This window comes from Devosia algicola, assembly GCF_028816455.1.
Taxonomy (GTDB): domain Bacteria; phylum Pseudomonadota; class Alphaproteobacteria; order Rhizobiales; family Devosiaceae; genus Devosia; species Devosia algicola.
This window is the reverse complement of sequence record NZ_CP118246.1, coordinates 1,349,593-1,376,580: the sequence shown is the minus strand read 5'-3', so window position 1 is coordinate 1,376,580 and position 26,988 is coordinate 1,349,593. Positions and strand designations below refer to the sequence as shown.

Sequence of the window (26,988 nt, the reverse complement as noted above, 5' to 3'; positions counted from 1 at the left end):
TCGACCGTGTCTTTCAGCGTCACTCAACTCCTTGAAGGTTCGGGCGCCCTACCCAGTTCTGGCGTCGGTGCCATTTTCGGCGTCAATTCCGATAGTCGTAGAATAGAGCCGGGCGACGTCTTCTTCGCGTTGCCGGGTGCGCATGCCCACGGCAATGAGTTTGCCGCCGAAGCCATCGCCCGGGGGGCGCTGGTGATTGTGACCGATCACAAACCCAAGGCCGATCCGGGTGTGCCGGTGATCGTCGTTGAGGATGTCAGGGCCGCCTATGCGCGGGCCGCCTCGCGCATATTCGCGCCGCAACCCCAAATTGCTGTGGCGGTAACTGGCACCAATGGCAAAACGTCGGTCGCATCCTTTGTGCGTCAGATATGGCAGGCGTCCGGACTGGCGGCGAGTAGCGTGGGCACATTGGGCGTGGAAACATCCTGGGGCCTGCGCAGCGGCAGTTTGACGACACCCGACTCGCGCACACTGCATCAGAATCTTCGGGCGCTGAAGGCGCAGGGTATCGACCATGTCGCCATCGAGGCGTCCAGCCATGGGCTTGAACAGCGTCGTTTGGATGGTATCCACTTCGAAGCCGCCGCTTTTACCAACCTCAGTCGCGATCACCTTGATTATCACGTCGACATGGAAGGCTATCGGCAGGCAAAGCTGCGCTTGTTTACGGATCTGCTGGTTGAGGGCGGGCCAGCGATCGTCAATGTCGATGATCCTGAACATGAAGCATTCATGTTCGCAGCGCTTAGTCACAACGCAACGCTTCTCACCGTGGGCAAAGAGGGCGCCTATATCGAGATCGCCTCCATCGAAAGGGAGGGGTATGGCCAGCGTGTTGAGGTGAAGCACGTGGGCGAAACAATCAGTTTTCATTTGCCGTTGACGGGCGCATTCCAAGTTAGCAATGCGTTGATCGCGGCTGCATTGGCCATGTCCACCGGCGTTGAACGGGCCGCCGCGTTTGCCGCCCTGTCCGAACTCAAGGGTGCAAAAGGCCGGTTGGAGCTGGTTGCCGAGCATCGTGGGAGCGCGATTTTTGTCGATTATGCCCACACCCCTGACGCATTGGAGACGGCACTTGCCGCGTTGCGGCCCTATGTTACTGGCCGTCTGATTGTTGTGTTTGGTTGTGGTGGCGACCGCGACAAGGGGAAGCGCCCGTTAATGGGGGCGGTCGCGGCCATGAGTGCTGATCTGGTTATTGTCACCGACGATAATCCTCGGACCGAAGACGCTGCGGTGATCCGGGCCGAGGTAATTGAAGCAGCGCCCGGCGCGCGCGAAAACGGGGATCGTCGCGCGGCCATCGCGGAAGGGATCGGATCGCTTGGTGCGGGCGATGTGTTGTTGATCGCTGGCAAGGGCCATGAGGACTATCAGATCATTGGTACGTCCAAGACGCCGTTTTCGGACCATGAGGTGATCCATTCCGTGCTTGGGCAGACCTGATGGCGCCATTGTTCACGAGCGATGAGATATATACCGCGACCGGCGCGCGTCCCGTTCACCACGCGGTGGGCTCGGTCAACTCTATTTCAATAGATTCCCGCGAGTTAGGCCCAGAAGCGCTGTTTGTGGCGATCAAGGGCGACCGATTTGATGGACACGACTTTGTAGCGACGGCGCTTGAAAATGGCGCGGTGGCCGCCATGGTCAGTGAGGGTAGGGCTTTTCGTGACCGTTGCATTGTAGTGCCTGACGCGCTGGCCGGTCTACGCGATCTTGCCAGGCTGGCGCGCGAGCGCTGCAATGGGTGCATTGTTGGTGTGACTGGCAGCGTCGGCAAGACCACGACCAAGGAAGCAATCCGGATCGTGTTTGAAGCGGCGGGGGCAACCCATGCATCGATCAAGAGCTTCAATAACCATTGGGGCGTGCCATTGATGCTGGCGCGCATGCCCGCCGCGACCGAATTCGGTGTTTTTGAACTCGGCATGAGCGCCGCTGGTGAGATCGAGCCGCTTAGCCGGTTGGTCAGGCCGAATATTGCGCTTGTCACCACGATTGCGCCAGCGCATCTCGAGGCCTTTGACGGTATCGAAGGTATTGCGGCTGCCAAGGCCGAGATATTTAAGGGGTTGGAGCCGGATGGCACCGCGCTGCTGAATGCCGACCATGATCAGATTGGACTGTTGGTTGATGCGGCACACGCCGCCGGGGTCCGTAATATCGTGCGCTATGGATTTGCTGCCGCAAGCGATTGGCATATTGAGAGTTGTGTAGCTGAGGGCAATCGGTCGCGGGCATCGGTGCGTCACGGCAATGACAGGTTTGAGTTGGTTATCAACGCACCGGGTCGTCACATGGTGGCAAACGGTGTCGCGGCGTTGGCTGTGGCCTCGCTCGCCGGGATTGACCCCGAACTCGCCATTGCCGCCCTTGCGCGATTTGGAGCGCCAACCGGTCGGGGCCAACAGCTATTGCTTGGCGACCCAGGGAAGCCGCTGCTGCTGATCGATGAAAGTTATAACGCCAACACCGCGTCTATGACTGCGGCACTGGATGTATTGGCGCAAACCGCCGCGCCGGGTGGTCGAAAAGTTGCCATTCTTGGCGACATGCTTGAGCTTGGCCCCAATAGTGCAGTCCTGCACGCTGGCCTCAAAAACGCGGTGCTCGCCAGCGGCGCGGAGCGGATCTATCTGGTGGGAGACGAAATGGGGGCACTGGCCGATGCGTTGGGCGCGGATCGGGTGCAAATGCACGTAAGAACCACTGCAGAACTGGTCGATGTGATCGTTGATGAACTTGCACACGGCGATGCAGTTATGGTCAAAGGGTCCAATGGCGTCAGGCTTGCGGGCATTGTTGATGCGATCCGCGCGAGGTTCCAGTAAAGCCAATGCCTACTCAGAGGACCGTCTAACTCATGTTGTATTTTCTCGGCCAGCTGGGTGACAGCCTTACCGCCTTCAATGTCTTTCGCTATATCACCTTCCGCACGGCGGGTGCGGTGGTAACGGCGCTATTCTTCGTATTCCTGTTCGGTCCGGGGATGATCAAGGCCTTGCGCCTCAAGCAGGGCAAGGGCCAGCCGATCCGCGAGGATGGCCCGGCGGGGCACCTTTTGACCAAAAAAGGCACACCCACCATGGGTGGTCTGATGATCCTTTCGGGTGCGGTGTTTTCTACCCTTTTATGGTCCAACCTCGCCAATGGCTATGTCTGGGTGGTGTTGTTTGTGACTGTCGGTTTTGGCGCAATTGGCTTTTACGACGATTATCTCAAGGTCAAGCGCATGAGCCATCAGGGCTTTGGCAGCAAGCAACGGCTGGTGCTGGAAGCGCTAATCGGTGTCATTGCCTGCTACGCGCTCTCGCAACTGAGCGGGGAGCCCTATTCCAATTCGCTATTGTTCCCGTTTGTCAAAGGATTGGCGCTGAATCTTGGCTATTTCTTTGTGCTGTTTGGCGGCTTCGTCATCATGGCAGCCGGCAATTCGGTCAATCTGACGGACGGGCTGGACGGGCTGGCGATCGTGCCGGTGATGGTGGCGGCGGCGTGTTTTGCGTTAATTGCCTATCTGGTCGGCAGCGTTACATTTTCCGAATATCTGTTACTGAACTACGTACCGGGGACGGCGGAGCTATCGGTGGTTTGCGGTGCCCTCATCGGCGCAGGGCTGGGGTTTTTGTGGTTCAATGCACCACCGGCACAGATTTTCATGGGCGATACAGGCTCGCTGGCACTCGGCGGCGCGCTGGGCTCTATTGCGGTAGCGACCAAGCACGAAATCGTGCTGGCGATTATTGGCGGGCTGTTTGTTCTCGAAACGGTGTCGGTCATCGTGCAGGTCGCATCGTTCCGCCTCACGGGAAAGCGAGTTTTTCGAATGGCGCCGATCCATCACCATTTTGAACATCTGGGTTGGACCGAGAGCCAGGTGGTTATTCGGTTCTGGATTATATCGTTTGTGCTGGCACTGATCGGCCTGAGTTCGCTCAAACTTCGTTAGGGATGGAATTTCGCAAAACGCGATTCCGGTGTGAAATCAGTAACCATCACGGCGTTAGAGTGCGTTCCTGAGTTCCCCCAGGAGGCCGGTCGTCGGCTGTCGCGCACATGTTTTCACGGGCACAAAAAACCCCTATTGCCGAATGGTGGTGGTCTATCGACCGCGAACTGTTGGGCGCACTGATCCTGTTGATGATTTGTGGGGTTGTGCTCAGCTTCGCGGCCAGCCCGCCGGTGGCAGAACGATTGGGGTTGGAGCCATGGCATTTTGTCATTCGCCAGGCTGGCTTTTGCGTTCCCGCGCTGGTGGTACTGGTCGGTGCATCATTCCTGTCACCGCGGCAGGCGCGGGTGGTGGCGCTGGTTACGCTGATTGGTTCCCTGGCCATGCTTTGGGCAACGCTCAAATTTGGCACCGAGGTCAAGGGCGCGCGACGCTGGATTTCAATTATGGGACAAACCGTTCAACCTTCAGAATTTGTCAAACCGGCATTTGCCGTATTGGGCGCGTGGTTGTTCTCCGAGAGCATGGTTCGAAAAAATGTGCCGGGAAAAACGCTGGCGACCCTAGTTGGCGCGGCGATTGTCGGGGGCCTGCTGTTGCAGCCTGATATTGGCCAAACCGCGCTTATCCTGGCTACCTGGGGCGCATTGCTGTTTCTCGCCGGAATTTCCTGGTGGTTGATTTTCGGGTTAGCGGGGGCCGGCGTTGGATTGATCTTTGGGGCTTATTTGTTGTTTCCACATGTGAGCAAACGCATTGATGCTTTCATGAACCCCGAAGGGGGTGGCAACACCTACCAGATTGATCGGGCACTGCAGTCGTTGCTTGAGGGGGTGGTTCGGACGGGGGCCGGGTGAATCGGTTGCAAAGAAGCTTATTCCCGACGCCCACGCCGACTATGTGTTTTCTGCGGCAGCAGGGGAGTTCGGCATCTTGTTCTGCCTGGTGCTTGTGGGTTTGATTGCCTTCATTGCGGTGCGTGGACTGGCTGGCGCGCAGCGTCAGACCAATCTTTTTCCGCGACTTGCGGCATCGACATTGGCGATTCAGTTTGGCCTGCAGTCCGGTATCAATCTGGCGGTTAATCTCAATCTCATTCCTCCCAAGGGCATGACGTTACCATTTGTGAGCTATGGCGGTACGTCGATGATCGCGATTGCGCTGGGGATGGGGTTGATGCTGGCGTTGACACGCTCCAAACCCGAGGAGCGACTGGTTACGGGCATTCCTGCCTATCGCAGCGCGGTGGCGCCTGCCGAATGAGCACATTTGTTTTAATGGCGGGGGGCACCGGCGGCCACTTATTCCCGGCGATGGCTCTGGCGCAGGAACTGCGTCGTCGCGGACACGTGGTCGATCTGATGACGGATCATCGGGTGGAAAGCTATGGTGCCGACTTTCCGGCGCGGCGCATTCACGTGGTGCCGGCGGCAACGCCATCGCTCAATAATCCGGTCAAATTTATTGGGGGGGGCTTCAAGATATTGGGCGGGATCGGCGTGGCGCTGCGAAAACTGCGTGAGATCAAGCCCGACGCCGTGGTGGGGTTTGGAGGCTATCCGACGTTTCCGCCATTCGTGGCCGCGAGCCTGCTTGGCATACCCGGTGTCCTGCATGAACAGAATGCGGTTCTGGGGCGCGCCAATCGCGCGCTTTGCCGGTTTGCGAACCGACTGGCACTCAGTTTTGAGAAGACAACCCACGCTCAGGCAATGCGCCTTCAGAAGGTGATTACCGGCAATCCTGTTCGGGATCGGGTGCGCGATATTGCGGACACACCATATCCGGCTATTTCCAATAATGGCCCTATCAGGCTGGTGATATTCGGGGGTAGCCAGGGCGCGCGAATATTCTCCGATATCGTGCCCGCAGCCGTTGCGCGGATGCCGGAAGATTTATGCCATAGACTGCATATCGTACAGCAATGCCGGGCCGAGGATCTCGACCGGGTGGCCGAGGTCTATCGGCAGGCAAAGGTCAATGTCGAGCTGGCGGCGTTTTTTGATAATCTGCCGGAGCGCATTGCCGGTGCTCATCTGGTGGTGGCGCGCTCGGGGGCATCAACCATTACGGAGCTTGGTGTGTTGGGTCGTCCCGCAATCATGGTGCCGTTGCCCAGTGCCATCGATGGTGACCAGAAACAAAACGCATTGGTATTGGAGGCGGCCGGTGGAGGCTGGATTGTTGAACAAGCCTCGCTTTCGCCGCTTTCATTGGGCACGCGCCTGGCTAATCTGCTTGCCGACCCGAATATTCTGGCCGCGGCTGCCGTAGCGGCCAAATCGCTTGGCCAACCGCTTGCGGTTGAAAAACTGGCAGATGTGGCCGAGGAAATGGCCAACTTGAAGAACGCAAAACTGGGTAACGCACAATGAAAATGCCGCGCAATATCGGACCTGTCCACTTTGTCGGCATAGGCGGCATCGGCATGAGTGGCATTGCCGAAATCCTGCACAACCAGGGTTATGTGGTGCAGGGGTCAGACGCTGCCGCCAATCCCAATGTGCAACGCCTGCGCAACATGGGCATCCGCGTCGAGATTGGTCAACATGCCGACAATCTGGGCGAGGCCACCGTCGTAGTGGTGTCGTCGGCGATCCAGAAGGACAATCCCGAACTGGTCGCGGCGCGCCAGCGCGCCCTGCCGGTGGTGCGTCGGGCCGAAATGCTGGCCGAGATCATGCGCTTCAAAAACGCCATTGCCATAGGCGGCACGCATGGCAAAACCACAACCACAACGCTGGTTGCGACGCTACTGGATGCCGGTGACCTTGACCCCACAGTCATTAATGGCGGCATCATCAATGCCTATGGCACCAATGCACGCTTGGGTGACGGGGAATGGATGGTGGTGGAAGCGGATGAAAGCGATGGCACATTTGTGAAATTGCCCGCTGACGTTGTGGTCGTCACCAACATGGACCCTGAGCATCTCGACCACTACAAGGATTTTGAGGGGGTCAAGAAGGCATTTGTCAATTTCGTTGAGAACGTGCCGTTTTACGGCTTTGCCGTGATGTGCCTTGACCATCCCGAAGTGCAGGCGCTGGTCGGACAAATTCGCGACCGCCGGGTGATTACCTATGGGCGCAACCCGCAAGCGGATGTGCGGCTGGTTGAACTCGAAAACATCAATGGCATCAGCACTTTTTCGGTCGAAATTCGCGATCAGATCCGGCAAACTCAGCTTCGTATCGAAGGTCTGGAACTGCCGATGCCGGGCGAGCATAATGCACTCAACGCGGTTGCAGCCATCGCGGTGGCAGATCAGTTGCATGTGCCGGCCGAGGCGATCCGAAAAGGGCTAAAGGGCTTTTCTGGTGTCAAGCGCCGCTTCACCAAGACCGGTGAGGTCAACGGTATTACGATCATAGATGATTATGGGCACCACCCGGTCGAGATATCGTCGGTTTTGCACGCGGCGCGGCAGTCGGCACGGCGCGATGTAATTGCGGTCGTCCAACCGCATCGCTATTCGCGCCTGCAGGATCTGTTTGACGATTTTTCTGCCTGCTTCAACGATGCGGATACGGTCATCGTAGCACCGATCTATGCGGCGGGTGAAAGCCCGATCCCGGGGGTTACCCATGAAGAACTGGTCAATCGCATTCGGGCACGAGGCCACCGCGACGCGCGGGTGATAGATCGCCCCGAGGCGCTGGCGCCACTCATTGCCAGCCGCGCCGAGGACGGCGACTATGTCGTCTGCCTCGGCGCGGGCAATATCACGCAATGGGCCAACGCGCTGCCGGACGAACTAGCCGCAATTTTGGGGCAGGAGGCATCATGAGCTTTCCCGATCTCATCCCGACGTTTGAGCCGTGGATTTCCGAGGTGCGTGGCCGGTTGATCGCCAACCAAATGCTGTCTGAAATCACCTGGTTTCGTGTCGGCGGTCCTGCGCAGCTATTGTTTACGCCGGCCGATGAGAACGATCTGGCGTTATTTTTGCGTCACTTGCCGCAAGATATTCGCGTGACGGTTATCGGCCTAGGTTCCAATTTGCTGATCCGCGATGGCGGGTTGGACGGGGTGGTTATTCGCCTCAATGCAAAAGGCTTTGGTGGGACTGAAGTGCTCGATGGGCAGCGTATTCGGGTTGGAACGGCGATGCCCGACGTAAAAGTGGCGACGGCGGCGGCGGAGGCGGGCATAGATGGGTTGAGCTTTTATCGCGGTATTCCCGGCGGAATCGGTGGTGCGCTCTATATGAATGCGGGATGCTATGGCACCGAAACCCGTGACCGGATGGTGGAACTGCGGGCGGTAACGCGGCAGGGTGAGATCGTAACGCTGACCAATGCTGACATGGCCTATCGCTATCGAAAGTCCAATGGCCCGCGTGGTGCGGTATTCGTTTCAGCGGTCTATCAGGGCTTTGCCGGAGATTCGGCCGATATTCTCGCGCGCATGCGCGAAATCACCGAAAAGCGGGAAAGCAGCCAGCCGACCAAGTCTCGGACGGGTGGGTCGACTTTCAAAAACCCCGAAGGGAAATCGAGTTGGAAACTCATTGATGCCGCTGGATGTCGCGGACTGAAAGTGGGTGGCGCGCAAATGAGTGAGCTGCACGCAAACTTTTTGCTCAATATCGACAATGCGACCGCCCACGACATTGAGACGCTGGGCGAAACGGTGCGCAATCGCGTTCGTGCGACCCATGGCATCGATTTGCAATGGGAAATCCGTCGAATGGGTCACTTTGCGCCCGGTGCGGAAGTACAAGAGTTTCTCGACGGCGACGTGTTCACGGGGGCGGTGTGACCATGGCCAAACATGTTGCAGTGCTCATGGGTGGTTGGTCCAACGAGCGCCCGGTGTCGCTTATGTCGGGTCGCGAGTGCGCGGCGGCGCTGCGCCGGGCTGATTATCAGGTCACCGAGGTCGATGTGGACCGCGACATTGCCAATACATTGACCGAATTAAAGCCCGACGTCGCATTTAATGCGCTGCATGGTCCGTTCGGCGAGAGCGGCATGGTGCAGGGACTGCTGGAACTCTTGCAATTGCCCTATACTCATTCGGGTGTTTTGGCGTCCGCCCTGGCCATGGACAAGCACCAGTCCAAAATCATGTTTCGCGCCGCTGGTATTCCGGTCACCGATCATTTGATTGTGACCCGAGGCGACGCGGCAAAGTCGCATGTGATGGCGCCTCCCTATGTCATCAAGCCGGTAGCCGATGGGTCCAGTTTTGGCGTTTTCATCGTCAAGGGAGATTCCAGCCATCCACCCCAGGAGATCTTGCGCGAAGACTGGAATTCTGGCGATGAGTTGATGGTTGAACGGTTCATTCCCGGGCGCGAGTTGACGTGCTCGGTCATGGGGGATGTAGCACTGGGCGTGACAGAGATCGTTACGGACCTCAGCTTCTACAACTATGAGGCGAAATACGCCAAGGGCGGTTCGGCACATATTATTCCTGCGCAAATTTCATCGAAAATTTACGACAAAGTGCAGAAGATGAGTCTTGCCGCACATGCGGCGCTTGGCTGTCGCGGGGTGACGCGAAGTGACTTTCGATACAATGACCTAGCGGGGCCAGACGGCGAACTGGTCTGCCTGGAAATCAATACCCAGCCGGGCATGACCCAAACCTCGTTGGTGCCCGAGCAAGCCGCCCACGCCGGGCATTCGTTTGAAGAACTGGTCGCCTGGATGGTGGAGGACGCAAGTTGCAACAGGTAGGAAGCAGGGTGATGCTGGCCTCGGCGCAGGTAATTGATCCACGCGCCTTGCCGGTACTCCAGCGTGCCCCACATCGCCGCCACATCCTCGGTCTTGGACGCATCTGGGTGTTGCATCGGTTGGTGCTGACACGGGCTATCGCTGCGTTTGTCGTGTGCCTGGCGGTTGTGGGACTCTATCAAGTACGCGCCCATGTTGTTGGTGGCTTGGCCGTGCTGGGCGAAATTGCCCAAGGCGAATTCGCCGACGCAGGATTTGGCATTTCGGCAATCTCGATTACCGGGCAGGCCCTGACCAGCGAGCAGTCGGTATTCGACGCGCTCGGTATCGAGCCGCGAACCTCGACGCTGGATTTTGATGCGGAGGCGGCACGCCAGCGCATTGCGCAGTTACCCTCGGTGGCCGGTGTCGATGTACGCAAACACTATCCTGGCAATGTTGCTGTCACCATCACGGAAAAAACGCCGGTTGCGCGCTGGCGCGTTGACGGCGTCACCTTTGTTGTTGACGCGAGCGGCGAGCAAATCGGCGAAGACAAGGGAGCCTATGGCGACCTGCCGTTGGTTGTGGGAGACGGGGCGGCGGACAACGCGATGGTGATGATCCGCGCACTAAATCAGTATCCGACCTTGTCGGAGGGCATTATTGCGCTTTCGCGCATTGCGGATCGGCGCTGGGACATAATTTATGACACGGGCCTGCGTGTTCAACTGCCTGAAAAAGGTGTCGCACAGACGCTCCGCTTCCTCGAGGATTATCAGCGCGACTATCGTTTGCTCGACCGCGACGTGACGATAATCGACCTGCGCGTGCCGGACTCGGTGGCGGTGCGTCCAGCCACCCATGACGAAGAAAACAAAAAATCATGATGACCAATTCGATGACGTCCCGGCTTCGTCCCGTTCAGTCTGGCCGCACCACGCTGGTGGCGGTGCTCGACATCGGATCAACCAAGATTTGCTGTGTCATTGCGCGCCTGACGCCGCGTCCGGAGGGCAAGGCGCTCAAGGGACGAAGCCACCAGGCCGAGGTCATCGGCTTTGGCTATGGCCAATCCACCGGGGTCAAGAGCGGCGTTGTCACCGATATTGAAAAAGCCGAACAGGCGATTCGCTCTGTCGTTGGCATGGCCGAACGTGCCGCCGGGCTGACGCTGGAATCGGTGATTGTCAATGTTACGGCGGGCCGATTGGGGTCGGAGACATTTTCTGCAGCGGTATCGCTGGGTGGACAGGAAGTTGAGAAATCGGACCTTTACAAGGTATTGCGGGCGGTTAATGAGCGTAGTGTGCGGCCCGAACGGTCCATTATACACGCCTTGCCGATCGGTTATTCGCTCGACGGCCAGAAGGGTATCCGTGACCCCAAGGGCATGGTTGGCGACAAATTGGGTATCGACGTCGCGGTGGTAACTTCGGAAACGCTTGCGATGCGCAATCTGGAACTGGTGTTGCACCGGTGTCATTTGCAGGTTGAGGCGCTGATCGCCACGCCCTATGCAAGCGGTTTGGCAACGCTGGTGGACGATGAGGCCCAATTGGGTGTCGCCTGTATCGACTTTGGTGGCGCGACGACTACCGTGTCGGTCTTTAACGATGGCCATTTGTGCTACGCCGACGCCATCGCCATTGGCGGTCATCACCTGACGCTGGACATTGCACGCCAGCTTTCGGTCAGCGTGGCAGATGCAGAACGGATCAAGACTTTTTATGGCAGCGTGTTGCCCGGGCAGGCAGATGAGCGAGACATGATCGCCATCCAACCTGTTGGTTCGAGCCACGACGAGGCGCCGGGGCAGGTTGCGCGCGCCGTATTGACCCGCATCATGCGGCCCCGCATCGAAGAAGTGCTGACCGCCGTGCGTGACCGAATGCAGGCCACAGGCATGATGGATGTGTGTGGTCGTCGTTTTGTGTTAACCGGTGGCGCGAGCGAAATGACAGGACTGCCCGAGGTGGCACGCCGCATCCTGGCCCGCAATGTACGCAATGGGCGTCCGATGGGTATCGCGGGACTGCCCGAGATGGCCAAGGGTGCCGCGTTCGCCTCGGTTGCGGGCATGTTGATCTATCCGCAGGTGTGCGCGCAGGAATATAACGAGCCGCGTAGTGTCAACAAGCTAACCGGGACTGACGGCTATTTCGCCCGGGTGGGGAATTGGCTCAAGACCAGCTTCTGATAACCGTTTTGGCGTGTCGAGTGCGGGCGGGTGCATGGTTAATTGCGCCTCAACTTTGACCAACCATTCGTCGCAAATTGCGTTCACGTTAATAAAATTGGTGCAATTGTTAGGGGCCGGTTAACGAATTTCCGCGTAAATCGTTAGCTAACCAAGCCACATATGGGGCCTTTCATGACCATCAACCTTACTATCCCTGACATTCAGGAACTTAAGCCCCGTATCACCGTTTTCGGTGCCGGTGGCGCTGGCGGCAATGCCGTTAACAATATGATCGAATCCGGTCTCGATGGCGTGGATTTCGTGGTTGCCAACACCGATGCCCAGGCATTGGCCTTGAGCAAGGCACCCCGGATCATCCAACTTGGCGTGGGTGTCACCGAGGGTTTGGGCGCTGGCTCGCACCCCGAAGTTGGGCGCGCGGCGGCTGAAGAAAGCTGGGACGAGATCAATGACCATCTCAGTGGCTCGCACATGGTTTTCATCACCGCTGGTATGGGCGGTGGAACGGGTACGGGGGCGGCGCCTGTGGTGGCGCGTGCAGGCTCGTGAGCAAGGCATCCTGACTGTTGGTGTTGTTACCAAGCCATTTTCATTCGAGGGTAGTCGCCGACAGCGCCTGGCCGACGAGGGAATTGATGAGCTGCATCGGCACGTTGACACGCTTATTGTCATTCCCAACCAGAACCTTTTCCGTGTCGCCAACGAAAAAACCACTTTTGCCGACGCTTTCGCGATGGCCGACCAGGTGCTGTTCTCAGGTGTTGCCTGTATTACCGATTTGATGGTCAAAGAAGGCCTGATCAATCTCGACTTTGCAGACGTTCGCTCGGTCATGCGCGGTATGGGCAAGGCGATGATGGGCACAGGCGAGGCGTCGGGTGATGATCGTGCACGGCACGCTGCCGAAGCCGCCATTGCCAACCCGCTGCTTGACGATGTGTCGATGCAGGGCGCGCGCGGCCTGTTGATATCGATCACCGGTGGTCCTGACCTGACACTCTATGAGGTTGACGAGGCCGCCAGCCGTATTCGTGAAGAGGTTGATGCCGACGCCAACATTATTCTGGGTGCAACTTATGACCCGAGCCTGACCGGCACGATCCGCGTTTCCGTTGTCGCGACGGGCACAGATGCCACTATGGTTCAGGCGCTTGAGCCCGCCAAGCCACATGCCTCGCGCACCCCACTTTCGGTCAAGCGCCATGTGCCTGTAGATGCCGATCATCGCGGCCCGCATCTGGCCCCGGATGGGCAATCGACGCAGGCCGAAATCGAGCATCAGGTTGAAACGGCGGTGGCCGAGGCCATGACGCACGAGGACTTTGCGACTGGCGGTGACGAGATTGGTGACGACGGTATCTATGTAGAGCCATATACCCCATCGGGATCTGTCCACGAAGATGTTGACGAACCCGCGCCAGCAGTCGAAGAGCCCGTACCCAGCCTCTATGTTCCGTCTAATGCGGCGCGTCCGGAAGGTCAGCGGCGGATGCCCCGGACCGAGGAGTTGCCAGTTGTTGCACGACGGTCACACGAGCCACAGGATCGTCATGAAGGCGAGCCACGCAATGCTCGTGCATTGTTCAAGCGGCTCGCGTCAAATGTTGGTATCAATCTTGGCCAGCAGGAAGCTGAGCAAGCTGTTGAGCCACCCCAAATCGAGGCCGATGACAATGCTGCCCGAAGTGCCATAGAAGCCGGTGGCACAAGGCCTTCGCGTGCTCCGCAGCCGAGCGGGGGTGCTCATGGCAGCCTCGACGCGCAGGGGCGTCAGCCCGCGCCAGCACCACAAAAAGAACACCTCGAAATTCCAGCGTTCCTGCGTAAACACGGTTAAGTGGGCGCTGCCAAGTCTGTGAAACATTGCTCGGTGCGGCTTCCGCGCCGAGTTTTTTTGAGTAAGCAATGAGTCAAGCGATTTTGGGCTGGGCTGGAGTTCCATATAGTATGCATAAACTTTCGACGCGCCAGCGGACGCTAGGTGCCACGCTCACTTTCAGTGGGTACGGTGTCCACAGCGGACAACCGGTCAACCTGACCATGGGACCCGCGCCAGTCGACAGTGGCTTTCTGATCTGCCGGGAACTTGGCGACGGGCGCACGACCACGCCTGTGGCAGTCCACTTTTCTCGTATTACGCGCACTACGCTATGTACGACGCTCGATCTCGGCGACAGTGTCAGTGTGGCGACAATTGAACATGTCACCTCGGCCCTGAGTGGGATGGGCGTTGATAATGCGCTGATCACGCTTGATGGCGCCGAATGCCCGATTCTGGATGGCAGTTCGCAGCCGTTCGCTGAAGGCATTTTGGAAGTCGGTTTGGAAATCCAGCCCGCCCAACGCAAGTTCCTCAAGGTCATGCGCGCTGTTACGGTCCGTAACAATGATGCCTTTGCAGCGCTTGAACCTTATAATGGCCGTGCGCTCGATCTCGAAATCGATTTTGACAGCAAGGTTATTGGCCGCCAGCGGATGATCTTTGACTGGTCGCCACGGCGCTATTACGAAGATGTGGCGATGGCGCGTACCTTTGGTTTTGTGCGCGACGCCAAGATTTTGCGCCAGGCTGGCTACGCGCTGGGGTCCAGTCTCGACAATTCGATCACTGTTCACGAAGATCGGATCCTCAATCCCGGTGGCTTGCGATTCGAGGATGAGTTCGTGCGTCACAAGTTGCTTGATGCCATTGGTGATCTGTCGCTGGGCGGCATGCCCATCTACGGTCGGTTCCGCTCGTACAAGGGCGGGCATGCGCTCAACGCACATGTGTTGGCAGGTCTCTTTTCGAGCGATGCCAATTATGAAATAGTCTCCGCCGAGGATCTGCCGCTCGAATTTGACGCGCTCAACGATCTGCCAGAGGGATTGAACGTCAATCCGTATCTGCGTTCCGTCGGAGCCTAGTCTTGTCGCGGTCACAGTTTTGATCCAATTAATATCTAGTCCGCATGGCGTATGCGTGACCGAAGAGGACGGGCAGTTCGTGACACTTGATGGATTTGGTAGATTGACCGGCCGACTCTCCCGGTTTTTGGCGATGGGCATGGTCGCGCTGGCGCTCGCGGGTTGCTCAGGTTTCAACCTGTTTGGACCGCCCAAGGTCAAGGACGAGGTAATTATCCCGGCTGAAGCGCTATATCAGCAGGCGCTGAACGATATGGATTCGCAGCGTTACCTCACGGCCATCAAGCTGCTCGAGAAGCTGGATCGACAGCATCCGAGGTCGCCGACGACCGAGAAGTCGAAGCTAATGCAGGTTTATGCCAATTATCGAATTGGCAAATTCGACGATGCGATCCTGGCAGCTGACCGTTACCTGGCGATATATCCGTCTGGCAAGGACGTACCCTATGTGCTCTATCTCAAGGGCACGTCCTACTTTGGCCAGATCAAGGACATCACCCGGGATCAGCAATTGTCGCGCGATAGCATCGACACCTACAATCTGTTGATCAGCAACTATCCTAAGTCCGATTATGCCAAGGACGCCAAGGAAAAACTGGTTATTGCCTATGACCAGCTGGCGGGTAAGGAAATGTCTGTTGGGCGCTATTATCTGGGACAGGGGCAGTACGCAGCCGCAATCAATCGTTTCCGGACCGTGGTCGAAAACTATCAGACATCAACGCATATCGAGGAAGCTTTATTCCGTCTGACCGAAGCCAATCTTTCGCTAGGTCTGGTTAATGAGGCGCGATCGGCGGCGGCGGTGCTTGGACACAACTATCCTTCAAGCAACTGGTACAAGGAATCCTTCGATTTGCTGGCCAAGCAAGGATTAACGCCGCAGGTAGCCGAGGGCAGCTGGTTGGCGGCACAGCGGAACTGACATAGAATTTTGTTGCTTGTTTGTTCCGGGGTGCGCTAGCTTGTTGGCGCACCCCGTTTGTTTGGGGAAGGTTGGTTACACATTGTTGGGTTGGCGCCAATCTTCGACTGATGCTGTACTGGCTTAGGGACTGTCCGGAATGCTAAACGCGCTTTCGGTTAGAAATATTGTATTGATTGACCAACTGGATCTGGTGCTCGATGGCGGTATGACCGTGCTGACGGGTGAAACCGGCGCCGGTAAGTCAATATTGCTCGATGCCCTGACGTTGGCTCTGGGTGGGCGTGGCGATGCCTCATTGGTGCGCAATGGCAATGAGAGCGGCCAGGTGGTCGCGGTATTGCAACTCGCCGAAGGCCATCCGGCGCGAGCCGTGTTGCGCGACAATGCCATTCCCGATGACGAGGACATTATTCTCCGCCGGGTTCAATATGCAGACGGTCGAACCCGCGCCTTCATCAATGACCAGCCGGTTTCGGCAACCATGCTGCAACGGGTTGGTGCACAAGTGGTCGAAATTCACGGCCAGCATGACGACCGGGCGCTTGTGGATGCGGCGACCCATCGCGCGGCACTGGACGTGTTTGGAGGGCTGGAAAGCCAAGCGCGGACCGTACAGGCGGCATGGGAGACGCTGGTTGAGACCATGGATGCCGTGGCAGCCCAGAAAAGGCTTGTGGCTGAGGCGCTGGCCAAGGAAGACTATGCCCGTCACACCGTCGAGGAATTGTCGGCCCTGGCGCCAATTGCAAGTGAAGAGGACGAACTGTCGGCGCGGCGCCAGGCGTTGATGCAAATTGAAAAATCGGCCGCCGATGTTGGCGAAACCGACGAGTTGCTCAATGGACCATCGGCACCGGGGCCGGCACTGCTCAGCCTGATGCGACGGCTGGCACGCAAGATCGACGGTGGCGCAACATTGTTCCAGCCAATCGTCGAGGGACTGGATGCAACGCTGGTGGCGCTCGATACCACCTCGGAGGCGCTAGAAGCGCTCAAGCGCGAAATGGCATTTGATCCGATGGAACTGGAGCAGGTGGAGGAGCGGTTGTTTGCCCTGCGGGCTGCAGCGCGAAAGCATCAAACCAGTTGTGATGAACTCAGTGTGGTTCTGGCGCGATATGAGGCCGAACTGGAAACGTTGCAAAATGGCGAGGCGCATCTGGTGGCCTTGGAGTCCGCCGCCGCACGAGCGACCGAGATCTACAAGAGCGCCGCACAATTGCTGAGTACCGCGCGTGCCAAGGCCGCGATCCGACTTGGCACGGCGGTGGAGTCCGAATTGCCGGATCTAAAGCTGGGTGCGGCGCGATTTATCGTGGACCATCAAATCGATCTTGATCAGGTATCGGCCACCGGTTTTGACAAAATTTCCTTCCACGTACAAACCAATCCCGGCACCACCGCCGGGCCATTGCTGAAGGTCGCCTCGGGGGAGAACTGTCGCGCTTCCTATTAGCGCTAAAGGTTGTGTTGGCCGATCAAGGTTCGGCGCCGGTCCTGATTTTTGACGAGATCGACACCGGCGTTGGCGGGGCCGTTGCCGATGCAATCGGTCGCAGATTGTCGCGTTTGGCGGACAAGGTGCAGGTTTTGGCGGTGACGCACGCGCCCCAGGTAGCCGCTCGTGCCCAGCGCCACCTTCTTATCGAAAAGCAGGCGGTGGCGGAGGGGGCATTCGTTCGCACGCATGTAAAGCGGCTGGACGACGCGGCGCGGCGCGAGGAAGTGGCGCGTATGCTGGCTGGGGCATCGGTTACAGAGGAAGCTCGCGCAGCGGCGTCAAAATTGATGAGTGAAGTTGGTTGATCCAGCCCAATTAAGTGAGATTTGCGTTGAACGATTTGTCTGGAACAGCAATCGAAGAGCTTAGCGAAGATGAGGCTCGCGCCGAGTTGGAGCGGCTTGCGACCGCTATCGCCGAGGCAGACCTAGCCTATCATCAAAATGATGCGCCTGAGATCACCGACGCCGAATATGATGCGCTTCGCCGCCGTAATGTGGCGATAGAAGAGCGCTTCCCGGCGTTGGTGCGAATGGATAGTCCATCGACAGCGGTCGGGGCGGCGCCGTCAGACGGGTTTGACAAGGTTCGACACGGCATTCCAATGCTCAGTCTGGCCAATGCGTTCGACGATGCGGACGTTGAAGACTTTGTGGCACGCGGTCAGAAATATTTCGAGCGTGACAAGGATCTGGAACTGGTCTTTACCGCTGAACCCAAAATTGACGGGCTTTCGGCATCGTTGCGGTATGAGAAGGGCGTTTTCGTGCGTGGCGCGACGCGCGGCGACGGCACGGTTGGCGAGGACATTACCGCCAATCTCAAGACCATTGCTGATATTCCTCAACGGTTGGCCGGTTCGGACTGGCCGGATGTGATCGAGATTCGCGGCGAGGTTTATATGACACACGCCGAGTTCAAGGCGCTCAATGAGAAATCGGCGGCAAGCGGTGGGCAGGTCTACGTTAATCCGCGCAACACAGCGGCCGGATCGCTGCGGCAACTCGACGTTTCGATAACGGCCAGCCGCAACCTCAAGTTTTTCGCCTACGCATGGGGCGAGACCTCGAGATCACCCGCCGCAACCCAGTATGAGGCAGTCCAAAAATTTAGGGATTGGGGGTTCAAGGTCAATCCGCTGATGATCCGCACGTCGGAAATATCGGTCTTGCTGGAGCACTACCGGTTGATTGAGGCCCAGCGTGCGACTCTCGGTTACGATATCGATGGGGTCGTCTACAAGCTTAACCGACTGGATTTGCAGGAGCGCTGGGGCTTTGTCGCGCGAGCGCCGCGATGGGCGCTTGCCCACAAGTTTGCAGCGGAGCAGGCAACAACTATTCTGACAGGCATCGACATTCAGGTCGGTCGGACGGGGGCACTGACCCCGGTGGCGCGCTTGGCGCCGGTGACGGTGGGTGGGGTGGTAGTGGAAAATGCCACGCTGCATAATGAGGATTATATCAAGGGGCTGGGCAATAGCGGTGAGACTATCCGCAACGGCGTGGATTTGCGCGTCGGCGACACGGTTATCGTGCAGCGGGCAGGAGATGTCATTCCGCAGATCGTCGATGTTGTTCTCGACAAACGCCCGGCAAATGCGGTCCCCTTTGACTTTCCCCATATTTGCCCTGAATGCGGGTCGGAGGCCGTTCGTGAGGTTAATGAAAAGACCGGCAAGCGCGATGCCGTCAGGCGCTGCACTGGCGAATTGATCTGTCCGGCGCAGGCTGTTGAAAATCTCAAGCATTTCGTGTCGCGCAATGCCTTGGATATTGATGGTCTTGGCGATCGGCAGATTGCCCAGTTTTACGCGGAAGGACGCATTGCCCGGCCGGCCGACATCTTTACGCTTCGGGCACGGGATGATCGCGCCCTCAAGAAACTCAAGGACGTCGAGGGGTTTGGTCCGGTGTCGGTCAGCAAGCTGTTTGATGCAATCGATGACCGGCGCGAACCCGAACTTGACCGGTTTATTTTCGCCCTCGGTATCCGCCACGTGGGCGAGACGACGGCGGCCTTGATGGCGCGAACCTTTGGTACCATGGAAGCGTTCCGGGACGCTGCGGTTGCCGCCGCGAATGTGGATGGCGATACGCACGAGCAATTTCCGTCCATTAATGGCGTCGGCGAAGTTGTGCGCCAATCGGTCCTCGCGTTTTTTGCCAATGAGCGCAACGGCCAGGCACTCGAGGAATTGCTCGCTGAGGTTCATCCGAAGCCATATGTGGTGACGATCTCGACCGATAGCGAAGTTGTCGGCAAGACGGTGGTATTTACCGGATCGCTCGAAAAAATGACACGATCCGAGGCCAAGGCTATGGCCGAACGCCACGGCGCAAAGGTTGCCGGTTCGGTGTCGGCGGCGACCGACATTCTGGTGGCGGGGCCGGGCGCTGGTTCCAAACTCAAAAAGGCAGAGGAAGCCGGGGTCCGGGTGGTCAGTGAAGAGGAGTGGTTTACGCTGATCGGCAAGTAGGTCAACGAGGAGGGCAAGATGCGATTTGTGATCGGGATAGTGGCCAGCTTGATGTTGTGTCCTGCTATTTCGCTGGGTCAAGGATTTGGCAGCCCCGATGCTTTGGTTCAGTTTGCCTATGAAAAAATCAGTCCACAGGATGGGTTGGCAACGCGCTCCTATTTTACCGACAGTTTGAATGGATTGATCATTGCCGAATTGGCACGCGATGATGGCGAGGGAATAGGTCCTGATTTCAACCCATTGTTGCACGGCCCCGGTAGCGGGGGATTAGATTTTACCGTTGCCGCGCCCATCGTTAGCGGCGACACCGCAAGCGTTGAAATGTCGATCAGCAAGCCGACCGTAGAGACAATCCATTTGTTGCTGATTTCGCAGAGCGATGGTTGGAAAGTTGATGACATTGTTTATGCGGATGGCATGCGTTTGAGCGAGATTCTGGCTGCCGATCCGCTGTTGAACTAGAAAAGCCGACGCTTGGTCCGTCGGCTTTCCTCTACCGTCCTAGACTGGGGAAGTAGCCGATTTCAACCAGTCTTTGACCTCGCCGGTCAAGCGAGGCCCGATTTCGCTCCAGACACGTTGGTGGTAGGCGTTCAGCCACTCGCGTTCGGCGGGATCGAGCAGGGTCGGCTCGATCAGGCGTGTGTCGATGGGCACAAGCGTCAAGGTTTCAAACTCGAGGTAGTTGTCGCCAACGGTGCTCGGCTGCACGATCAGCAGATTTTCAATCCGGATGCCGTACTCGCCGGCTTTGTAAAAACCGGGCTCATTGGACAATATCATCCCTGCTTCAAGTGGCAGCGGATAGCGCGGCGAAATGCCGATTGGTCCTTCGTGCACGGCCAGAAATGCGCCGACGCCGTGGCCAGTGCCGTGGCTATAGGTTTGGCCGGCCTGCCAAAGATGTTGGCGCGCCAGCACATCAAGCTGGGCACCGGATGTGTTTTGGGGGAAACGCGCCCGGGATATGGACATCATCCCTTTGAGGACGCGGGTAAAGCGGTCGCGCTGTTCGGCGGTTGATGAGCCAGTCGACATGGTACGGGTGATATCGGTAGTGCCGGACAGATATTGGGCGCCGCTGTCGAGCAGCATGATTTCGCCCGGTTGCAACGTGCGGTTGGATTTGGTGGTGACACGGTAGTGAATGACGGCGCCATTCGGACCGGCGCCGGAGATGGTGTCGAAACTGGCATCGACGCAGGTGTCGTCTTCGCGTCGAAAAGCCTCAAGAGCGGTGACAATGTCGATTTCGGTGGTCTGTCCTGCAGGGGCGGTCTGATCAAACCAATGCAGGAATTTGGCTAACGCGACCGCATCACGCTTGTGCGCTTCGATCATGCCAGCGACTTCGACCTGGTTCTTGCGCGATTTTGGCAGCAGCACAGGGTCGCGGCGTTCCAAAATCTTGGCTCCAGCGTCGCTCAGGGCGGTGACGATCGCCTGCGGCGCGGTTGCGGGGTCGATCATGACAGTTTTGGCGTCGGACCCCAGTTGCTTCAAATCGGCAGCAAGGCCAGTGCTTTCGACAAGTTGGGCGGTGCCTTGCAATGCGGCTTTGATCTCAGGGGTTATTTTCGCCGGGTCCAAATAAAGCGTTGGCTGACCGGTAGCGGGTACAATGGCGAAGCCGAGGACAAACGGGGTGTTTGGCACGTCGCGGCCTCGCATATTGAGAAGCCAGCAAATGGACTCGGGCAGGGTGAGCACCACCGCATCGGCGTGGTCGTCGGCAAGTGTTGCCTGCAGGTCACCGATCTTGTCATTGGCAATTTTTCCGGCGCGGTTATGGCCTAAGAACTCCACGCTGGAGACAGGCGCTTCGGGGCGATCCGGCCAGATGGCATCTACGAGATTTGTGGACGCCACCAAAGTAATTTTATCGCCCAGTTTTGCGTCCAGGTCCTTGATTTCGCCGGGCGTGTGCAGCCATGGGTCATAACCGAGCCGACCGCCGACGCTCACATAGTCGCCGATCTGGGCGGAAAGCCCGCCCTGGCCGGTTTCAATAACGTCGACAAGCGTTGTGTCGGTTTGGGCGGGGCCCTGGAGCGTATAGCGACTGTCGACAAACAGGGCGGCGCGGTCCGTGCCGACCACGGCGATACCGGCTGACCCGGTGAAGCCGGTAACATAGGCGAGGCGAGCATCGCCCGGTGGTACGGATTCACCGCGATGGGCATCGGCGCGGGGGATCAGAAAGCCATCAAGCCCAGCTTTGACCATTTCCGCGCGCAGTGCTGCCAGCCGCGGCGCTACATTTTTAGGGTCGGCGGTTTCGGAAAATGACTGGAATACGGCGGGTGGGAACGATTGGGCGGTCATGAAATTCCTCAAAGTGAAGGTGCATTGGCGGCATGGCTGGCTTGTTCAATCTGAACTACCGCCGGGGGCAGGAAAGACTATCTTAGCGACATAGTCACAAGGAGCGAAGATCATGAGCAACAAGAATTTTGTGCGTCGCGCTGTTGACGCCCTTATTGAAAGCCGGACGCGTCAGGCCAAGCGCTATGTTGAGCGTTTCGAAGCCGATCACCGCCTGTCCAGGCGGACCGACTCTACCAAATATTAAGCTGCCCTGCGAAAGTGACATGGCTGTCCTGCTAAAATGAGCCTACCGAACTAATGCAGGTGCACTACATAGGGTGTGTCGATGGATATAAATCGACATCAAGTGCATGGAGATGGAAATGACAACGAACAGGAACGATTTTCGCAAAGCCCTCGGGTCAGTTATTGACGCCAGCGGCCGTTCAACAAGTCGTCAGGTCAGCTATCGCATGCAGCATCAACTGATTGGCGCATTCACCAAGCGCCCATAAGGCGATTGCTGGACATTGCTGACAATCGATGTGATCCCCGGAGTCCGCTTCGGGGATTTTGCTTTTTCACCTCTACATTTTTTCCAATATCAGGGTCGCCCACTCCTTTTTGATGATCTTGTGGCGTAGCACCACGCCCTGGCGCGCATAAGCGGAAATGACCCGGGCGGCCTGGTGCTGAAGGATGCCCGACAGGATGATCGTGGCACCGTGATCGGCAACCTGACCCATGGCGGGGGCGAGTTGAACGAGGGGCCCGGCCAGAATATTGGCAACGATCATATCGTAGGGGCGGTTCTGAGTAATGGTCTGGTGATCAAGGCCAGTGGCTTCGAGCGGAATGATGAGCCGTCCGACGCCATTATATTCGGCGTTTTCAGCAGTTGTTATTACCGAAACAGGATCGATGTCGGTGGCGAGCACAGGGGTTTTCAATTTTTTGGCCAATGCGATGGCCAGAACACCGGTGCCGGTGCCAACATCAAGCATGTTGCGCGGTTTGCGGCGCTTGAGGGTGCGTTCGATGGCTTCAAGACAACCAGTGGTGGTTTCATGGTGGCCGGTGCCAAAGGCCATGGCCGCATCAATACGCATGGCCGTGTAGCCGGCGGGAACGGGGGCGGTTTCGTGACTGCCATAGACGTAAAAGCCGCCAGCGATGACCGGGGCGAGCCCTTCAAGCGAGCGGGCGACCCAGTTGATCTCGGGATCAATCGGTTCGACGGAAAAATCGACGGTTCCACCAAGGGTTAGCCGGGCCAATTCAGAAAATGATTCCATGTCCGGCGGGCTGTCGCAGGTGGCTTCAAAGAACCACTCGCCGGTTTCTTCATTTTCATGAGCCGAGGCGGTCAGGGCCAGATCATCACGTTCCATGACAGCATCGACCAGCGCATAGGCCTGATCCTTGGTGAGGGGAGCGGAAAGTTGGTCAACAGCCATGGTACGCGGTTCCGATTTTCTAATGAGTTCTGTTTGGGCATGGCGACAGAGACTGTCAATAAAGACATTGGAAATGGCGTACGGAAACCCCGCCCGGTGAAAAACCTGCGGTTGATAAAAGATTGCGACATGCGGCGAGAACCGGCCTCATGTGATTTATTTTGTGCGAGACTGGTCTCGCCGCATGCGATGGGCTTTCAGGACTATGGAGCCTGCGTTCCGGCCTGGCCGGAACTACGTGTCACACGGACCCAGGAGCGCGCGACCGCCTCCCACCCATCTGCTCTCCCACGGACCGTTCGTCGCGACCCCGCAATCGCGTGGGGAGTGAGGCCATTGTGCCAGAGGTTTTGGGCGTGGGGATAAGTTTATCGGGTGGTGCGTCGGCGTGGCGCTAACCTTCCACCCGAACCGGGTCATTCCGGGGAGGCCGGAATCCATCGTAACAGTCGTACTGGTCGTGCGGGCGGACAAATCTCATGATGGACCCCGGCCTTCGCCGGGGTGACACCGAGAGGGGGGCGATCGCGGTGTGAGAGGGGAGCAAATGTGAATGGGAAGGCGTCGCGCTGACCTTCCACCCTCACAAGGTCATTCCGGCGGAGGCCGGAATCCATCGTGACGGCCGGACCGGTCGTGTGGGCGGAGAGATCTCACGATGGGCCCCGGGTCAGGCCCGGGGTGACACCGAGAGGGGGGCAGTGCGGTTGGGATGACACTTTGAGTGTGGGGTACAGTGCGAGTGGGGAGACAGGTTAGATTTTGACAGCGGTGCCGGAGGCGGAGACCATCAGCATGGAGCCGCCCTGACCGACAACTTCATAATCGATATCAATGCCGATGACGGCATCGGCGCCGCGTTGGCTGGCCTGGGCTTCAAGCTCGGCAAAAGCCTGTTCGCGGGCTTGGCCCAATGTGCGCTCGTAAGCACCGGCGCGGCCGCCGACAATGTCGCGAATATTGGCAAACAAATCCTTGAAAATATTGGCGCCGACAATGACTTCGCCAGTGACAATGCCGAGATATTCGCGCACGGGGTGATTTTCGATGGTGGGGGTGGTGGTGATGAGCATTTTGGGTCCGGACCTGTTGGGGTAAGGTCCGACGACGCTATCAAGATATTGTATGGACAAGCTTAATAAGCGTCAGCCGAAGGCCCGGCCGGTCATTGTGCCCCCGAAACGCCGGGTACGAAGTGGCTCAACCCCTTTTGATGAAACTATCGAGGACGCGTTTGCGGCCGGCTTTTTCGAAGTCGATGGTGAGTTTATTGCCTTCAACGCCAGAGACGGTGCCGTAGCCGAATTTGAGGTGCAGGACCCGGTCGCCGAAAGTGTAGGCGGAGGAGGAACCGCCCAGATCGACCGAGCGGGCGACCAGATCGCCTTCGATGGTCATCGGACCGCCGCCCTTGCGGCTGGCCTGTTGGGCCTGGGCGCGTTTCCAGCCGGGGGTTTCGTAAACACTGTCGAACGGGTCGGCCTTGTTGAACCGCGAGGCGGCGCCGCCGCCATAGCCATAGCCGCCATAAGAGGAGCCGGTGTCCTTGACCTCGACGGCGTCGGCAGGCAATTCATCCAAGAAACGCGAGGGAATGGCGGATTGCCAAAGACCGTGGATGCGGCGGTTTTGCGCCACTGAGATCAGGGCGCGTTTGCGGGCGCGGGTGATGCCGACATAGGCGAGGCGGCGTTCTTCCTCGAGCCCGGCACGCCCCGATTCATCAAGCGAGCGTTGATGGGGAAACAGACCTTCCTCCCAGCCGGGCAGAAAGACGGTGTTGAATTCCAGACCTTTGGCCGAGTGCAGCGTCATAATGGAGACGGCCTCGCCATCGTCGCCGGTGGCGCGGTCCATGACCAGGGCAATATGTTCGAGGAACCCACCCAGGGTCTCGAACTCTTCCATCGAGCGCACCAGTTCCTTGAGGTTCTCAAGACGTCCGGGGCTGTCGGGGGATTTGTCGTTTTGCCACATGGCGGTGTAGCCGCTCTCGTCGAGAATCTGTTCGGCGAGTTCAAAATGAGGGATGGTGCGCAGGCGCTCGGCCCAATCATCGAACTGGGCGACGAGATTGCGCAAGGTGGTGCGTTGCTTGGGTTTGAGCTTCTTCGGTTTCGAGCAACATGCGCACGGTGGCCAAAAGCGGCTGGCGTTGGTGACGAGCGGCATCAAACAGGATTTTGACCGTGGAATCACCCAGCCCGCGCTTCGGGGTGTTGATGATGCGCTCAAAGGCCAGATCATCGGCGGGCTGGGCGACCAGCCGCAGATAGGCCAAGGCATCGCGGATTTCCTTGCGCTCGTAAAAGCGTGGACCGCCAATGACGCGGTAGTTGAGGCCAAGGGTGATGAAGCGTTCTTCAAATTCACGCATCTGGAAGGAGGCGCGCACCAGAATGGCAGCGTCGTTGAGATTTTCGCCCTGGCGCTGGATCTGCTCGAGTTCCTCGCCGATGGAGCGGGCCTCCTCTTCGCTATCCCAGACGGAGGTAACGGCGACCAGTTCGCCTGCCTCGGCAACATCTGTCTGGAGCGTTTTGCCCAACCGGCCTTCGTTAAAGGTGATCAGGTGGGAGGCGGCCTTGAGAATATTGGCGGTGGAGCGGTAATTGCGCTCGAGCTTGATGACCTTGGCGCCGGGAAAGTCTTTTTCAAAGCGCAGGATATTGTCGACTTCGGCACCGCGCCAGCCATAGATCGACTGATCATCGTCGCCGACCACGCAGATGTTGGCCTCAGCGGCGGGTTTGCCCTGGGCGAGCAGGCGCAGCCATAAATATTGGGCGACGTTGCTGTCCTGATATTCGTCGACCAGCATATAGCGAAAGCGGTGATGATATTCGGCTAGAACTTCGGGGTTTTCGCGGAACAGGCGAATGCATTCGAGAAGTAGATCACCAAAATCGGCGGCGTTGAGGGTTTTCAGGCGAGCCTGATAATCTGCATAAAGATTTTGGCCTTTGCCATTGGCATAGAATCCAGAATCGGCGGGCGAGACATCCTTGGGCAGCAGGCCACGGTTTTTCCAATTGTCCATCATCCCGGCAAACTGCCGGGCGGGCCAACGCTTTTCGTCGATGTTTTCGATCTGTAGCAATTGCTTGATCAGGCGGATCTGATCGTCCGTATCCAAAATGGTGAAATCGGATTTGAGGTCGACCAGTTCGGCGTGACGGCGCAGGATGCGCGCGCCGATGGAATGGAAGGTGCCCAGCCATGGCATGCCCTCGACCGAGGCACCGACCAGTTTGGCGATGCGCTCCTTCATTTCGCGAGCCGCCTTGTTGGTGAAGGTGACCGACAGAATTTCCGAACCACGGGCCTTTCGGGTGGTCAGTATATGGGCGATGCGGGTCGTTAGAACCCGCGTCTTGCCGGTACCAGCACCGGCCAGCACCAATAGCGGGCCCTCGAGCGACAAGACGGCGTCACGCTGCTCTTCGTTGAGCCCGGCCAGATAGTCGGCATCGCGTCGGCCAAACTGACTGGTGATGGGCCCAGCAGCCGGGCGTTGCATATTGTCTTGATCAGCGGCCATACGGGATTGACGAATCTCTTTTTGTTCTGGTTGTT

Annotated in this window: 17 protein-coding genes and 4 pseudogenes; 17 read left to right on the top strand and 4 right to left on the bottom strand. The window is 58.1% G+C overall.

What is annotated here, in order from left to right; all coding sequences use genetic code 11:
* The first annotated feature begins 6 nt into the window (after positions 1–6).
* The 16 genes and pseudogenes from PSQ19_RS07320 to PSQ19_RS07245 all read left to right on the top strand — a co-directional run bounded on the left by PSQ19_RS07320 (position 7) and on the right by PSQ19_RS07245 (position 20,110).
* Entirely contained in the window at positions 7–1,452 is a 1,446-nt protein-coding gene (locus tag PSQ19_RS07320) for a UDP-N-acetylmuramoyl-L-alanyl-D-glutamate--2,6-diaminopimelate ligase (protein WP_282220225.1), read from the top strand.
* The gene (locus PSQ19_RS07315) at positions 1,452–2,840 is read left to right on the top strand and encodes a UDP-N-acetylmuramoyl-tripeptide--D-alanyl-D-alanine ligase (RefSeq protein WP_282220224.1); all 1,389 of its coding nucleotides are present in this window, start codon (positions 1,452–1,454) and stop codon (positions 2,838–2,840) included. Before PSQ19_RS07320 ends, PSQ19_RS07315 begins: the two co-directional genes overlap by 1 nt.
* 32 nt (positions 2,841–2,872) lie before the next feature.
* Positions 2,873–3,958 carry a phospho-N-acetylmuramoyl-pentapeptide-transferase gene (gene mraY / locus PSQ19_RS07310; RefSeq protein WP_282220223.1) on the top strand — a complete coding sequence of 362 codons (1,086 nt, stop codon included), beginning with the start codon at positions 2,873–2,875 and terminating at the stop codon, positions 3,956–3,958.
* A 107-nt stretch (positions 3,959–4,065) separates the two neighbouring features.
* Positions 4,066–5,224: pseudogene (locus PSQ19_RS07305) on the top strand (FtsW/RodA/SpoVE family cell cycle protein).
* Positions 5,221–6,336 carry an undecaprenyldiphospho-muramoylpentapeptide beta-N-acetylglucosaminyltransferase gene (murG, locus tag PSQ19_RS07300; protein WP_282220222.1) on the top strand — a complete coding sequence of 372 codons (1,116 nt, stop codon included), beginning with the start codon at positions 5,221–5,223 and terminating at the stop codon, positions 6,334–6,336. The pseudogene PSQ19_RS07305 and the gene murG overlap by 4 nt, the downstream one beginning before the upstream one ends.
* The gene (murC, locus tag PSQ19_RS07295; protein ID WP_282220221.1) at positions 6,333–7,751 is read left to right on the top strand and encodes a UDP-N-acetylmuramate--L-alanine ligase; all 1,419 of its coding nucleotides are present in this window, start codon (positions 6,333–6,335) and stop codon (positions 7,749–7,751) included. Before murG ends, murC begins: the two co-directional genes overlap by 4 nt.
* Positions 7,748–8,725: a UDP-N-acetylmuramate dehydrogenase gene (gene murB / locus PSQ19_RS07290; RefSeq protein ID WP_282220220.1), complete on the top strand. Its 978-nt coding sequence runs from the start codon at positions 7,748–7,750 to the stop codon at positions 8,723–8,725. The genes murC and murB overlap by 4 nt, the downstream gene beginning before the upstream one ends.
* 2 nt (positions 8,726–8,727) lie before the next feature.
* Positions 8,728–9,648: a D-alanine--D-alanine ligase gene (locus PSQ19_RS07285; RefSeq protein ID WP_282220219.1), complete on the top strand. Its 921-nt coding sequence runs from the start codon at positions 8,728–8,730 to the stop codon at positions 9,646–9,648.
* A gap of 11 nt (positions 9,649–9,659) precedes the next feature.
* A complete protein-coding gene (locus PSQ19_RS07280; protein ID WP_282220218.1) occupies positions 9,660–10,517 on the top strand; it encodes a cell division protein FtsQ/DivIB in 858 nt (285 codons plus the stop codon).
* A complete protein-coding gene (ftsA, locus tag PSQ19_RS07275; RefSeq protein WP_282220217.1) occupies positions 10,514–11,827 on the top strand; it encodes a cell division protein FtsA in 1,314 nt (437 codons plus the stop codon). The genes PSQ19_RS07280 and ftsA overlap by 4 nt, the downstream gene beginning before the upstream one ends.
* 174 nt (positions 11,828–12,001) lie before the next feature.
* Positions 12,002–13,667, top strand: a pseudogene (gene ftsZ, locus PSQ19_RS07270) (cell division protein FtsZ).
* 110 nt (positions 13,668–13,777) lie between these two features.
* Positions 13,778–14,737 carry a UDP-3-O-acyl-N-acetylglucosamine deacetylase gene (lpxC, locus tag PSQ19_RS07265; protein ID WP_282220216.1) on the top strand — a complete coding sequence of 320 codons (960 nt, stop codon included), beginning with the start codon at positions 13,778–13,780 and terminating at the stop codon, positions 14,735–14,737.
* Positions 14,738–14,792: 55 nt separating this feature from the next.
* Positions 14,793–15,662, top strand: a complete 870-nt coding sequence (locus PSQ19_RS07260) for an outer membrane protein assembly factor BamD (protein WP_282220215.1) — start codon at positions 14,793–14,795, stop codon at positions 15,660–15,662.
* Positions 15,663–15,801: 139 nt separating this feature from the next.
* A pseudogene (gene recN / locus PSQ19_RS07255) lies at positions 15,802–17,471 on the top strand (DNA repair protein RecN).
* A gap of 35 nt (positions 17,472–17,506) precedes the next feature.
* A complete protein-coding gene (ligA, locus tag PSQ19_RS07250; protein WP_282220640.1) occupies positions 17,507–19,645 on the top strand; it encodes an NAD-dependent DNA ligase LigA in 2,139 nt (712 codons plus the stop codon).
* Between the two features lie 18 nt (positions 19,646–19,663).
* Positions 19,664–20,110: a hypothetical protein gene (locus PSQ19_RS07245; RefSeq protein ID WP_282220214.1), complete on the top strand. Its 447-nt coding sequence runs from the start codon at positions 19,664–19,666 to the stop codon at positions 20,108–20,110.
* A gap of 39 nt (positions 20,111–20,149) precedes the next feature.
* Here the strand turns inward: PSQ19_RS07245 and PSQ19_RS07240 are convergent, their stop codons facing one another.
* Positions 20,150–21,973, bottom strand: coding sequence for an aminopeptidase P family protein (locus PSQ19_RS07240; protein WP_282220213.1), 1,824 nt, complete (start codon positions 21,971–21,973; stop codon positions 20,150–20,152).
* Between the two features lie 112 nt (positions 21,974–22,085).
* Here PSQ19_RS07240 and PSQ19_RS07235 point away from each other — a divergent pair, with 112 nt between their 5' ends.
* Positions 22,086–22,220, top strand: a complete 135-nt coding sequence (locus PSQ19_RS07235) for a hypothetical protein (protein ID WP_282220212.1) — start codon at positions 22,086–22,088, stop codon at positions 22,218–22,220.
* Between the two features lie 322 nt (positions 22,221–22,542).
* On the opposite strand, the gene PSQ19_RS07230 is transcribed toward PSQ19_RS07235, so the two are convergent.
* From PSQ19_RS07230 to PSQ19_RS07220, 3 genes and pseudogenes are all read right to left on the bottom strand, one after another.
* Positions 22,543–23,412, bottom strand: coding sequence for a 50S ribosomal protein L11 methyltransferase (locus PSQ19_RS07230; RefSeq protein ID WP_282220211.1), 870 nt, complete (start codon positions 23,410–23,412; stop codon positions 22,543–22,545).
* A gap of 755 nt (positions 23,413–24,167) precedes the next feature.
* Complete coding sequence (locus PSQ19_RS07225) at positions 24,168–24,485, bottom strand: heavy metal-binding domain-containing protein (protein WP_282220210.1); 318 nt, start codon at positions 24,483–24,485, stop codon at positions 24,168–24,170.
* A gap of 127 nt (positions 24,486–24,612) precedes the next feature.
* A pseudogene (locus PSQ19_RS07220) lies at positions 24,613–26,953 on the bottom strand (UvrD-helicase domain-containing protein).
* Positions 26,954–26,988: the final 35 nt, after the last annotated feature.